This is a genomic window from Muriventricola aceti, assembly GCF_025567565.1.
In the GTDB taxonomy this organism is placed as follows: Bacteria; Bacillota; Clostridia; order Oscillospirales; family Oscillospiraceae; genus Lawsonibacter; species Lawsonibacter aceti.
The window spans coordinates 89609-102630 of record NZ_JAOQKF010000010.1 but is presented as its reverse complement, the minus strand read 5'-3'; the positions used below and the strand labels follow the sequence as shown (position 1 = coordinate 102630).

Sequence of the window (13022 nt, the reverse complement as noted above, 5' to 3'; positions counted from 1 at the left end):
GAAGATGATTAGAATCGGGAGACCATGACGAGCATCCGTGCGGAGATAAGTTTTTTCTGATTCCTCTGCACGGATGCTCTTATTTTCTTATGTATGATATCGAAAGAATCAAATTGAAGGAGGGGTTGATGTGGATAGGCAAGATGCAATTTATCAAGAATATGTAGAGATACTAACCCGTGAATTGGTTCCTTCTCTAGGATGCACGGAGCCAATTGCCATTGCGTACTGTTCAGCCGTTGCACGCTCGGTATTGGGGCATGTACCGGATAGAATTCATGTAGAGGCCAGCGGCAATATTATAAAAAATGTGAAAAGTGTAGTGGTCCCCAATACTGGAGGCCTGAAAGGAATCGAAACAGCTGCGGCTATTGGTGCACTAGCAGGCGACGAAAACGCAGGGTTGGAGGTTATCTCTAATATTGGCGAGGAAAACATTTTGAAAAAAACGGGATATCTTGACAACACTAAGATTACCGTTTCACCAGCTGCTTCCAATCTGGTACTGGATATTATTGTAACTGCCTTTTATAAAAAGGAATGGGCAAAAGTTCGTATTGCACAGACTCACACAAACATTGTGCTGAAAGAGAAAAACGGAACAGTTCTGTTTTCTGCACCTATTGTTTCTGAAGAAGCACATGAATCTAATCTAACAGTATTAAACATCAAAGATATATATAAATTTGTAGAGATTTGTGATCTAAACGATGTACAGGAAGTGTTGGAACGGCAAATTCAAATGAATACCAATATCTCCCAAGAGGGATTGCAGAGAAACTATGGTGCCAATATTGGAAAAGTATTGCTGAAAGCTCATGGAAATGATGTACGAACTCGGGCAAAAGCCAGGGCGGCTGCTGGCTCAGATGCCAGAATGAATGGATGCGAGCTGCCCGTTGTAATCAATTCGGGCAGTGGGAACCAAGGGCTTGCTGTTTCACTGCCTGTTATTGAATATGCGGAGAACTTGGGTGTGGGTAAGGAGAAGCTTTATCGTGCTCTCCTGTTAGCTAATTTAGTTACATTGCATGAAAAGGCTGGGATTGGCCGCTTGTCGGCATACTGCGGTGCTGTCAGCGCAGGGGCGGGAGCGGGAGCGGGAATTGCCTATCTGCATGGAGGTACCTATGATTGTATAGTGCACACAATCGTTAATGCGTTGGCTATTGCGTCTGGAATGGTATGCGATGGAGCAAAAGCTTCCTGTGCGGCAAAAATTGCAACGGCAGTAGAGGCGGGCATTTTAGGTTTTGAAATGTACCAACAGGGACAGCAATTTTATAACGGTGAAGGGCTAGTTGCTAAAGGAGTAGAAAATACCATTGACAATATCAGTCGTCTTGGCCGAGTTGGCATGAAGGAAACTGACCGAGTAATCATTCGTATGATGGTGGAGGCTGATTATGAGTAATACCTGCACTGGAGTCATGGATTGGGCGGTTGCTGCTTATCCAGAGTTATGTTCGGTAAGAGAGTACTTGCACCGGCATCCAGAATTGGGGCATCAGGAACAACAAACCACATCTTTTATTTGTGAAATGTTGAGATCTTATGATATTCCGATTTTAGACCTGGGCCTGTCGACAGGTGTGGCAGCAAAAATAAGCGGGGACCATCCCGGAAAGTTGTTGGCTATACGGGAGGATATCGATGCGCTGCCAATTCAAGAAGCTACAGGATTGTCATTTTCCTCCCAAGCTACTGGAATTAGTCATGCCTGCGGTCATGATATCCATACTACGGCGCTGTTAGGCTGCGCGCAGTACCTTGCGCAACAGCGGCACCAATTGCATGGCGAAGTCCTTCTTATTTTTCAATGTGCTGAAGAAACTTGCGATGGCGCACAGAGCATGTTGAAAAAAGGAATCTTTTCCCCAATTCCGGATGGTATTATTGGCTTTCACTGCGCACCAGCGCTTCCTCTTGGAACGATAGGGATTTTACCAGGTATCTGTAATGCAAGCTGTGATACTATTACAATAACAGTGAGTGGGACAGGGGGACATGGAGCACATCCAGAGGATTGTGTGGATCCTATTGTGATGAGCGCAGGACTGTTAATGCAACTGCAGACTGTGATTAGCCGTAATAATTGTGCAACAGATCCCTCAGTTCTAACTTTTGGTACGATTAGTGGAGGAACAGCTCCAAATATCATTCCAAATACGGTCACATTGTGTGGCACGCTTCGGACCTTTGATGATTCTGTCCGTCACGCTCATCTAAATCGTATCTGTCAACTAAGTCGAGACTTTTGTGTGGCAATGGGTGGACAGTGTACAGTAGCTATAGAGAAAGGGATGCCACCTTTAATCAATGAACCCAAGATTTGCGAACAGTTGGAGTCATCCGTAAAGCGTGTGTTGGGAGCAAAAAAAATAAATAAAAATTTAAAACCATCAATGGGCTCCGACGACTTTTCCTGTCTGTTGAATGCCTGTAACAATCATGGGGCACAATTTCTGCTTGGAACAGCTATAGAGAGCAAGCCTAATACATCACTCGGACTGCATGTGGCTGAAAATATATTTCCTTCTGAGACGTTGCCATATGGAGTTTCTGCTCTGGCGCAATTCGCGGTTGATTTCCTTTCGTTATGAGTAAAATTGTCTTTTTCCATTACAGAGGCAGCCGCATTTCTGCAACTCGTTCATCTTGACCCGTACATTCATGGCTTCCTGAGTGCATTCCACCGTGCATTTTCACCATCGGGATTTTATAGACCTCCAGCGTATCATCCGTACCCCCACCGCTGAGACACTTTCCTCGATGTGGACCGTTAGGGTGGACTTCCGCCTACTTCTCTACTAATGTGTCTTTGCGCTTGCGCCATGCCCGACGTGGTCTTAGAATAGGCGTTTCCGGGCGTTACCCCGTCATTCCACTTGTCGGAATATCAGTTCTATGAAACTGATTTATCTGTAAAGCTCCTTCCTATTCTTTATTAGATTTCAGCTTAACGCCTAACCTTTTCAGTTAGGAACGTGTCGCATATTCACAAACGCTGCTGACCAATCTTAAAAAACTTATTTACTAGCCACTCCTTACTGGCGGGGAGTGTACTGCTCACGGCCCGGGCTGACCGTTGGGCTGGCGCCGGTGCCGCATGGTCATCTCCGTGCTCATGAGTCTGCGGCTCAGCAGACGGATGTTTGGCCTATCGAGCGGGAGCGCCAGCACATTGGGAAGGTGGTGCAGGACAATCGGTCTGTGTACGTCTGTCGGGTTTGGGACGACGAACTGGGGGGAGCTGGCCTGGCACTTCAACAGTATGGCGGTCACCCTGAAGGAGACCAACAGGCGATGATCGAAAATCAACAGGAGCTGAACCAGGCCTAGATTCGGATGCTCCAGGCCTAGCTCAACTCCTACTTCTTGTGTAGCACTCTGGACACTATGAAGTGAATCAGCAAAACCAACCAGGTGCCCTCACGTCCACGGACCTGGTGGGCATCCTGCGCTTTTGTATCTCCCCGGACGAGTTCGTTCCCCTGAGGTATCTGAGCCACACGTTTAAAAAGAAGAGGGACTACACCGTTTTAAGTTACCTGACACGTTGTTGTATCCTCATGGTCAAGTAGTTGCTGCGTGACGTGTACGTCAAAGTGTACGAGGTGGCCGAGCTGGTGAGTTGCCGGAACATCACCCACTTCTCCGCCACCTTCAATCGGGTGGTGGGCGTCCCCCTCTGGGGATACCCAGGATACCTGCCGGCTAGGGCGACGAGACTGCCAAGCCCGTAGCGACGGAGCATATGGACTTTATCTGATTCGTGCCTCCGGGCGTTGCGAAATTTTTTAGCAGAGGCTCGATTCGAAAGAGCGTATACTGATGATCTAAGTAATTTTGTTTAGCCTGGACGGGGTGCTTGTGGGCACGGATATCCTCCATCATTTCCGCACTTAGCAGGAACTGGTCCGCCAGCTAGGGATCCCCTTCCCCCGGGAGCAGGGGGAGCGATGCCGGGGGTGTGCCAGCTGGACAGCCTGGACATTTTGATGGCGGGGGCGGACCGGCCCTTTTCCCTGACGGAGAAGTTGGCCTTGGACTTGGGTAGCAGGAACGTCGGCCGATTTTGGTACGCCCTATATCATGGACAACGCTGTCCTGGACCTGTACAGGCGGTTTTCCGCCCACCGCCGCATAGAGGATGCGACGTACGCGCAGGGCACAGAGAGACACAAAATACCCCACAGCCTCGGCTGTGGGGTATTTTATGAGAGACTCTACAGAAAAATGCCCCGGCATCGATGTGTCCCGGGCGGATACCGGCTGCGCAAGGAAGGGACGGATCAGCCGCCGCCTTTGTAGAGCCGTTCCAAAAGCGCATAATCGGCAGAAAAACGGGCCTGGAGGCCGGCGTATTCCACCTTGCGGGAGGAGTCAGGGGTCAAGCGGCTACGCACCTGATTCCATTGAGCGGCATCTTCCCGGCGGAGAAGGCCACAGGCCATGCCTCCCAGGAGGGCGCTGCCGATAGTCTCTGTTTCCACCTGCTCTGGAAGTAGCAGCTCCCGCCCCAGCACGTCACAGAGAATTTGACTCCAAACGAGACTTTTTGCCCCGCCGCCGCCCAGATACACAGGGTCTTCACACAGACCGCCGCATTGAGCGAGTAAAGCCTGATTTTCTCCCAGGGACAGGGCGACCCCCTCCATCACGGCCCGGATCAGGTGGCCCGGCGTGTGGTAGGCCTCCAGCCCCAGAAAGGTGCCCCGCACAGCCTCACTCCAGTGGGGGCAGCTAGCTCCGTTGAGGAACGGGAAAAAACGCAGCCCCTCGCTGCCGGGAGGTACCTGTTCCGCCAAGCGGTTGAGCTGGTCGTAGCTGACGTCCTGGATGTCCCTGCCGGAAAGAAGGAGGCTGCGGACCCATTTCAAAGCGGTGCCCGCATTGTTGACCGGAGTCATGCTTATTTTTTGGTGTCCGTCCCAGGAGAGCGTGTTTAAAAAGCGGCAGTCCCATTGGGACACTGCGGCGGCGAACCGCCCCACGCTTCCCATGATGAGGACATCGCCCGGAGTCCCGCCAGAGAGTCCTAGCATGGCGCAAATAGTGTCGATTCCGCCTGTTGCCACAGGGATACCCTGGGGCAGGCCGCAGCCATCGAGGGTATGCCCCAGCAGAGCGTGGGGGGGAAGCAGGGCAGGCTGCTCTACTTCAAGCAGGCCGAAGTACCGCCAGAGCTCACCATCCCAGACCCCGGTCTCTGGACAATACAATAGCGTGGTGGCCGCACGAGTTATGTCCATGGTATATTTTCCGGTAAGACGCGCCGCTAGGTAACTGGTGGGATTACACAGGCGCTTGGCCTGTGCTAGGCGTTCACCCTCGTACGTCTGGAGCCATTTCAGCGTTGGCCCCCACTGATAGCCAGGGGCGTTTCGGTTGCCCGTTCTGGAGAACAGCCAGTCGTCACCCAGTTCCCGCCCTACCTGGGCGACCATCTCCGCCCCGCGCTTGTCAAGCTGCATAATGGCCGGAAATACGGCGGAAAAGTGTTCATCAGTGAGAACCATGGCATTGGCGCTGCTGATACCCAGACAGGCAACCTGTTTCAACTCAAACTGGGCGGACAGCTCCTTAAAACAGCTTTGTAGACTCTGCCACCAAATCATAGGGTTCAGAGTGGCCTGCCCGTTTGGTCCATAGTCGATGGCATATTCACGATAGGCGTAGCCCACTCGGCGGCCATCAGGGACATAGAGGGCAACCTTCAGCCCGGTGGAGCCCACGTCAACGCCCGCTAAAAGTATCATGGTTCGTCCTCCTCATGAAACAGTACACGGGTGGCCTGATACGCCTTTTGGAATTGCCGGTAGTTCCGTCCGTAAACAGAGCTCAGCGCCGAGTCCGGGTGATAAAGAACCTCCTCCGTGTCCCTGGGAGGTTTCGGTACCGGGACCCCGACGGCCTCCATGGCTATATAAGCGGAGCCCAGCACGGCTGCGTCGAAGGTGGTTTTTCTGGCACAGATGGTCCGTCCCAGAACATCCGCCTTGATTTGAGACCAGAGTGCGCTGCTGTAACCTCCGCCGGTTCCCAGAATAACGTCAGACTGCTTTTGATTCGCTGGAAACTCCTCCAAAATTGTGCGCAGGGCGTAGGCGGTCCCCTCCAGAATGGCGCGCAGCAGGTCTTTCTTCCTGGTGGCGCTGGAAAAACCCAGACACACGCCCCACAGGCGGCTGTCCCACAGGGGGGCACGTTCGCCGTTGAGATAAGGCAGAAACAGTACGCCGCCCGCACCCGGTGGGGATTCCTGAGCCAGAAGGCTGTAGGTTTGAAAGCAATCCGGGTCCGCCAGCTGGTCCACCTGATCCCGGTACCACTTCAGGGCACCTCCTGAGCAGGAGGTGCTCCCCTTTAAGAACCACTTGTCCTCCCGTACGTGCTTCATAAGAGACAGGTTGGGGCAAAACCGGGGGTTGGAGAGAATCACGCCGATGCCAGAGGAGGTGCCGGACATCTCAAAGACATCCCCCTCAGCGGACAGGCCCAACCCAAGCGGGGCGGCCGACCCGTCCACACAGCCGGAGGCTACTACGGTCTGGGGCGGAAGCCCCCACAGCCGGGCGAGCTCGGGGCGTATGATGCCCGCCGCTGTGCCGCAGGAGACGACCGGCGGCATCTTATCTAGATTGAGATCCAGACGGTTAAAGATGCCGCGATCCCAGTTAAGGGTGTAGACGTTCAAAAGCTGCGTCAGGTTGGCGTTGGTTACATCCATCAGCCGGCTTCCCGTCAGCTGATAAACGAGCCAGCCGTTGATCGAAAGGTAGCTGTCCGTCCGGGTGTAATCCTGGGGATGATACTGCTTCTGCCACACCAGTTTGGAGAGCATATAGTAGGGGTCGATCCGATTGCAGGAGTAATGATGGACATATTCCGCATGCTCCCGTAGCACCCTGCGGCACACCGGTTCCGCTTGACGGTCCATCCAGATCAGGCCTCGCCCCACTGGACGCCCGTGGCGGTCCACTCCAAACAGGGTGGGGGCCTGACAGCTCACAGAGACGGCTTGTACCGCCCGGGCGAGATGAGGCGCCTGCTTGACCAGCGTCTGCACCGCCCGAGTGGCCGCGTTCCACCAGTCGAAGGCATTCTGCTCCACCTCTCCGTCCTGGCCGTAGAAGGTGGGGTACTCGGCCGAGGTCTGCAGCAGACCTCGGCCGTCGGAAGAGACGAAGCCGGCCTTTACGCTGCTTGTCCCGACGTCGATGCCCAGGAAGGTCGGCTCATTGGATGACATGGATCGGTTTCCCCGTTTCAAAGTAGGCGGTTACGTCCTCCATCACGATGCGGGTCTGCTGGGCAATAATATCCCGTGAGGCCCCACCGATGTGGGGGGTCAGAATGATGTTGTCCAGGGTCAGGAATTTAGAGTCGTGGAACATAGGCTCATGGACCTGGGCGTCCAGGGCGGCGCAGGCAATTTGGCCGCCGGCGAGAGCCTCATACAAGGCATCCTCGTCCACCAGGGCGCCCCGGGCTGTATTGATGAAAATACTGGTAGGTTTCATGTGCTGCAGGGCGGCCCGGTTTACCATCCCCCGTGTGGTATCGGACAGCTTACAGTGCAGACTGACCACATCGGCGGTGGAGAACAGCTTCTCCCAGTCGACACTGGTCACGCCCTCTGGCCACTGAGTGAGGAAGGGGTCATAAGCAATGAGCTTCACGTCGAAGCCGGACAAAAGCTTAGCCACCCGGCGGGCGATGGCCCCATAACCCACCAGACCTATGGTTTTGCCGCACAGCTCGTATCCGTCGAAGGTTTTGAAGGACGTGTTGCCGGCGATGTCCCAGGGGACCCTGTCCCACTGCTGGGACATAATGTAGTGATGGGTCTTGGGGATATGACGCAAAGCGGAGATCATCAGGCCAACCGCCAGCTCCGCCACCGCGTTGGCGTTCCGGCCCGGAGCGCTGGTGACCCAGACGCTGTGGCGCCGGACGGCCTGCCGGTCGATGTTCTCCACGCCCCCGCGGGAGCAGGCGATCAGCTTCAGGTTGGGCATATGATCCAGGACATAATCGTTGATTTCCTAGTAGCATATGACCATGATCTCGCAGTCGGAGGCGGCCTTCACCAGTTCCTCCGGTGTCAGCTTTTTTCCGGTATGCCCCCATCCCCCCAGTTTGATTTGGGCGTACTGGGCGAGCTGATCCAGCCCCTCCTGAGTCAGCTGTGCAGAAACGAATGCTTTCACAGATTATACTCTCCTTTTCCCCGGCTTAGGCCCAGGGATCCATTATAGTTTTTACGCCGACATAGTTGGCCTTCATTTCAAATGCGGTGCGCCACTCCTCTAGGGGGAAGCAGCCGGAGATCATCCCGTCGGTGCTCACCTTACCGGAGGATAGCAGCCGGAACACCTCGGCCTGATTGATGGCAGAGGAGGAGGAAGACCCGGTGAGTATGATCTCCTTGTAGTGGATGGTGTTAGGGTCGATGGTGATCTTGCTGCCTACGGGCATACCGGCAAAGATGACCACCCGCCCCCCCTTCTTGACGTAATCCAGGGACTGCTCCAAGGCGCTGGTTACTCCTACATCCACGATGACGGCGTCGGCACCCTGCCCACCAGTCTGTTCAAAGATGACTGCCTTGGCGTCTTGGACGGCAGGGTGGATAACAAAGTCCGCCCCCATCTCCAGCGCCATTTTGCGCTTTTCCGGAATAGGTTCAATGACGATCCGGCGGGCCAGATTCACACTCCTGGACAACTGGGTGTGAAACAGGCCTATAGGACCTGCGCCGATGATGACAAACGTCTCTCCATCCCGCAGACCGGCCTGCTGCATCCCATGATAGGAGGCGGCGATGGGCTCCGAGATGGCGGCGATTTCGTCCGAGACGTTGTCCGGGATGGGCACCACATTTCCGCACTCAATGGCCCGCTTGGGGATTTTGACATACTGAGCAAAGCCGCCATCGATCTCATAGCCGATGGTGGTGCGGTTGACGCAGATATTTGTTCTGCCCTCCCGACAGCAGTAGCAGTGGCCACAGTAAAGCATGGGATATACGCTGACACGCTGCCCCAGCTGATAGCCCTTCACATGGCTGCCCAGCCGCTTAATGGTTCCGGAAAACTCGTGCCCGGTGATCCGCGGCGCGGCAATTACCTTCGTTCCCTGATAGATTCGGTTGTCCGTGCCGCATACGCCGGCAAAGCGGACTCTGACAAGCATCTCGTCTGCACCACATTGGGGGATGGGGACCTCCTTCACCTCAAATTGCTTAGGACCTTGAAAAACCAGGGCCTTCATAAAGTTCGCCTCCATGCCGCTGCCTCCTTTTAAATAAACGTGTTTCAATTATAGGGCGATTTTCTTCAGCAGATGCGCTACGTTCTCCTCCGAGAGGATATGCAGCCTGCCTGCGCCTAGGGCGAGCAGAATGGCGTTGTTCTCTACCTCATTGGCCATAGACACAGCCGCCTCCATATCCTTTCCAACCGCAACCACGCCATGGTTGGCTAGCAGGACGGCGTTGGAGCGCTGGAGCCCCTCCTCCACAAAGCGGCCCAGCTGCTCTGAGCCAGGGTGGGCATAGCCCTTGACCTCCACCAGGCCCACTTTGGCTGCCACACTGGGGGTGCAGATAGGCATTACGGTGCCCGGCTCCACGGTGCTGGCATAGGCCACTGCGTAGACGGAGTGAGTGTGGCACACGGCGTGCACATTAGGCCGGGTTCGGTAGACTGCCAAATGGAGCGGGACTTCCTTGGTAGGCTTGTTGCCGCTGAGCAGGTTGCCCTGCATGTCACACCGGCTGATACACTCCGGCGTCATATGGCCCAAGAAAAATCCGGTGGGGGTAAGCAGCACTGTACCGTCTGAAAGCCGGATGGACAGATTCCCCCCGCTCCCTTTGACCAGGCCCTGATCATAGAGCTCTTTGCCCCATTGGACCAGGGAGAGACGGGCCAGATGTTCTTCTTGATACAATACTTGTTCACTCATAATAAACGCTCCTTTATCAATACCGGACCGCTGATGCGGGTATGGGCGTCAGAACGGGCCGTTTGGGATGATTACGCCAGCAGTCCAGGTACGAACAACACCAAGGACGGGAACAGGGTCACGAGCAGTAGGCAGGCCAGCAGCGGGATATAGAAGGGCAGCACCGATTTAATCATCTGCTCCAACGGCAGGTTGGCAACCCTGGATACAGTGAACAGGCACATGCCAACAGGAGGCGTCAGCAGGCCAATCATTAAGTTCAGCACCATCACGAGGCCCAGGTGGGTGGGATCGATGCCAACTGCCGTAATCAGAGGCCAGATGGCCGGGGTCAGGATTATAAAATGGCCGCGTTTGCATCCATGAAGCAGCCAATGATAAGAAAAATCACGTTTAAGATCAACAAGACTACTACGGGGCTGGTGGTAAAGCCGGACACCGCTTTGACCAGCAGAGCGGGGATTTGGGCCCGGGTAAGCAGATAGCCGTACATATTTGAGATACAGACGATAAACAGGATACCGGCTGACTCCCGGGCCGTCTCTATGATGATGCCCCATAGCTGGGAAAGCTTCACCTCCCGGTAGATGAACACCGTCAGAATAAAGGCGTAGACAGCAGATACAACGGCGGCCTCGGTGGCGGTAAACACGCCGGAGAGCATCCCGCCAATCAGGATGACTGGAGTTAACAGAGAGAGCACCGCCTTGCGAAAATCATCCCAGATCTGACGCAACGTGGGGAAAGGCATCTTTGGATAGTGTCGCCGTACGGAGATGATGTAGACGGCTATGCTCAGTCCGATGGCCATCAAAATACCCGGTACAATTCCAGCAATCAGCAGATTGGATACAGACACGTTGCTGGCCACGCAGGCGTAAACGATAAGGGGAATGCTGGGCGGGATGATGGGTCCGATGGTAGAGGAGGCGGCGGTAACAGCGGCGGAAAAGCCTTTGTCAAACCCGGCGTCCTCCATGGCCTTGATCTCAATGCTGCCAAGCCCGGCTGCGTCCGCCACGGCGGAGCCGCTCATGCCAGCGAATACCACGCTGGCCAGTACATTGGCATGGCCCAGCCCGCCGGGAATCCAGCCGATGACGGTGTTGCAGAAGCGAAAGATGCGGTTGGTGATCCCGCCGGTGTTCATGAGCTTTCCAGCCAGCAGGAAAAGGGGATAGCCATGAGCACAAAGCTGTTTCCCGAATTGACCACCTTTTGAGCCAAGGTGTGGAAGGGGAAGTCGGCGAAGCCGTTGTTCATTACCAGCACGACCATGCATACCGTACCGATGGCGTAGGGCACGCCGAACCCCAGGCAGAACAGCAGGATCAACAGCACGACAAAGACAAAAAGTTTTAACGCCATAGCTCAGCCGGCAACTCCTTTCTTGGGAAACATCGTATGATAGAACTCAATGTTCTGGACGACAAGATAAAAGATCATTACGGGGGCCGCAAGGATGAGAGGAATGTACAAAAGCTGGTAATTCCAGATGGGCACAGTGGAAAAGGTCATCATTTTCACTGTGTTCCAGGACTGAATGCAGCCGACGAACAGGCACAGGTTAAACAGAATTTCGACTGCATGGATGACTGTGAGCAGTATAAACCGGGGAGTATTTCTCATCCGCTGGATAAAAATGGTGGTGGATACTTGGCCGCCCTCACACTCCACGATGGCAGAACCCAAAAAAATAATCCACACAAAGCAAAGCCGGGCCATCTCCTCGGTCCAGGGCACACTGATGTTGATAACAAACCGACAGAAGATCTGGGTTACCACCAGAGCCACCATGATCAGCATAACTAAAAAGACGCCCAGTCTAATGGGCTTAATCAACTGTTTGGATAGCTTGTCTAACATAATTTTATCCTCATTCATGTCCGGAAGAGGGCCCCTGCCCGCATACCGTGAGAGACATCGGCAGACAGGGACCCCCAATTATCGCAATCAGCCTTCCAGCAGGGAGTAGACGTAATCCTTGGCGGTGTCATTCAGCGGCTCGGCCGCAAGCTGGATGCCGGGGATGGCGGCCTGCTGCCAAGCGTCAAAGTCCACGTCCACGATTGTCATCCCGCCGGCGGCCAGCTCCTGCTCATAGTAGGCGGTTTTTTCCTCCGCAATTTCAGCACAGTAATCAGAGCACTCATCGGCCGTTGACTGGATAAGGTCCCGGTAGCTCTGAGGCAGGCTCTGCCAGAAGTCTTCGTTGAAGCACCAATAGAAATACTGGTATACATGGTTTGTCTTCATCATATAGGAGTTGACTTCCTGGATGTTGGCGGTGTAAGCGGTAGCCGCTGGATTCTCCTGGCCGTCCACAACGCCGTTTTGCAGGGCGGTGTAGGTCTCGTTCCAGTTGATCGCGGTGCAGTTAGCGCCCAGGGATTTCCATACTGTGAGCCAGGAGGTGGTCTCGGGCAGACGCAGCTTGAAGCCATTTAGCTGGGAGGGCTCGGAAATCTCATAGTCGGCGGACAGACAGCGGCTACCTCGTGTCAGCAGATCAATCATGCGGATGTTGGAGGTGGAGATGGACAGCTCCTGCATCTCATCCCAGTATTTATACCAGTACGCCTCTACATCCTCCATGCTTTTGAACAGGAAGGGAATGGCGGTGGCATCCCACTCGGCAAGGATATTGCCAGAGTACAGGGTGGACAAAATGGCGCATTCAATTTCACCGGTGCTCAGCTGGGTCACATTTTCCGCTTCGGTGCCCAAGGTGCTGTTCTCAAAGACATTGACGGTAATTGCGCTGCCGCTGGCCTCTTCAATCTTGGTCTTGAACAGCTTGACAGCCTCGTCGTGAATTCCGTCAGCCGTATGCAGGGCGATATTGATTTCCACGTCCTGGTCAAACTCGCTGGCAGTACCGGGGTTGGAGGTAGAGGCGCTGGAAGCTGAGCCGGGCTGCTCGGATTTTGAGTCGGAGCCTGAGGGCTCCTTGGGGCTGCAGGCCGTCAAAGACAGTGCCAGGGACAGTGCCAATACAAGTGCGGTCATTCTTTTCATCTTTTTTACTCCTTTTCTTTTTCCTTGTG

At 54.4% G+C, this 13022-nt stretch carries 14 protein-coding genes; 3 read left to right on the top strand and 11 right to left on the bottom strand.

Going from position 1 to position 13022, the window contains the following annotated elements; all coding sequences use genetic code 11:
• The first annotated feature begins 130 nt into the window (after window positions 1-130).
• From OCV64_RS11715 to OCV64_RS11705, 3 genes are all read left to right on the top strand, one after another.
• The gene (locus OCV64_RS11715; protein ID WP_262670128.1) at window positions 131-1414 is read left to right on the top strand and encodes an L-cysteine desulfidase family protein; all 1284 of its coding nucleotides are present in this window, start codon (window positions 131-133) and stop codon (window positions 1412-1414) included.
• On the top strand, window positions 1407-2603 hold the full coding sequence (locus OCV64_RS11710; protein WP_147571370.1) for a M20 metallopeptidase family protein: 1197 nt from the start codon (window positions 1407-1409) through the stop codon (window positions 2601-2603). The genes OCV64_RS11715 and OCV64_RS11710 overlap by 8 nt, the downstream gene beginning before the upstream one ends.
• A 610-nt stretch (window positions 2604-3213) precedes the next feature.
• Window positions 3214-3342, top strand: a complete 129-nt coding sequence (locus OCV64_RS11705; protein ID WP_262670127.1) for a hypothetical protein — start codon at window positions 3214-3216, stop codon at window positions 3340-3342.
• A 953-nt stretch (window positions 3343-4295) separates the two neighbouring features.
• Here OCV64_RS11705 and OCV64_RS11700 read toward each other — a convergent pair.
• The 11 genes from OCV64_RS11700 to OCV64_RS11650 all read right to left on the bottom strand — a co-directional run bounded on the left by OCV64_RS11700 (window position 4296) and on the right by OCV64_RS11650 (window position 12993).
• A complete protein-coding gene (locus OCV64_RS11700; RefSeq protein WP_262670126.1) occupies window positions 4296-5762 on the bottom strand; it encodes a xylulokinase in 1467 nt (488 codons plus the stop codon).
• Complete coding sequence (locus tag OCV64_RS11695) at window positions 5759-7255, bottom strand: xylulokinase (protein WP_262670125.1); 1497 nt, start codon at window positions 7253-7255, stop codon at window positions 5759-5761. The genes OCV64_RS11700 and OCV64_RS11695 overlap by 4 nt, the downstream gene beginning before the upstream one ends.
• Window positions 7242-8024, bottom strand: a complete 783-nt coding sequence (locus OCV64_RS11690) for an NAD(P)-dependent oxidoreductase (protein WP_262670124.1) — start codon at window positions 8022-8024, stop codon at window positions 7242-7244. Before OCV64_RS11690 ends, OCV64_RS11695 begins: the two co-directional genes overlap by 14 nt.
• Before the next feature lie 27 nt (window positions 8025-8051).
• Window positions 8052-8216, bottom strand: coding sequence for a hypothetical protein (locus OCV64_RS11685; protein WP_262670123.1), 165 nt, complete (start codon window positions 8214-8216; stop codon window positions 8052-8054).
• Window positions 8217-8241: 25 nt separating this feature from the next.
• Window positions 8242-9294 (bottom strand): alcohol dehydrogenase catalytic domain-containing protein, encoded by a 1053-nt coding sequence (locus OCV64_RS11680; RefSeq protein ID WP_262670122.1) that lies wholly within the window; start codon window positions 9292-9294, stop codon window positions 8242-8244.
• 33 nt (window positions 9295-9327) lie between these two features.
• Window positions 9328-9975: a class II aldolase/adducin family protein gene (locus tag OCV64_RS11675; RefSeq protein ID WP_147571364.1), complete on the bottom strand. Its 648-nt coding sequence runs from the start codon at window positions 9973-9975 to the stop codon at window positions 9328-9330.
• A gap of 71 nt (window positions 9976-10046) precedes the next feature.
• A complete protein-coding gene (locus OCV64_RS11670; protein ID WP_262670151.1) occupies window positions 10047-10271 on the bottom strand; it encodes a TRAP transporter large permease subunit in 225 nt (74 codons plus the stop codon).
• A 41-nt stretch (window positions 10272-10312) separates the two neighbouring features.
• Window positions 10313-11125, bottom strand: coding sequence for a TRAP transporter large permease (locus OCV64_RS11665; RefSeq protein ID WP_262670120.1), 813 nt, complete (start codon window positions 11123-11125; stop codon window positions 10313-10315).
• Entirely contained in the window at window positions 11122-11343 is a 222-nt protein-coding gene (locus OCV64_RS11660) for a hypothetical protein (RefSeq protein WP_262670118.1), read from the bottom strand. Before OCV64_RS11660 ends, OCV64_RS11665 begins: the two co-directional genes overlap by 4 nt.
• Window positions 11344-11346: 3 nt before the next feature.
• Window positions 11347-11841, bottom strand: a complete 495-nt coding sequence (locus tag OCV64_RS11655; protein ID WP_262670117.1) for a TRAP transporter small permease — start codon at window positions 11839-11841, stop codon at window positions 11347-11349.
• Between the two features lie 87 nt (window positions 11842-11928).
• On the bottom strand, window positions 11929-12993 hold the full coding sequence (locus tag OCV64_RS11650; RefSeq protein WP_262670115.1) for a TRAP transporter substrate-binding protein: 1065 nt from the start codon (window positions 12991-12993) through the stop codon (window positions 11929-11931).
• Between the last annotated feature and the right edge of the window lie 29 nt (window positions 12994-13022).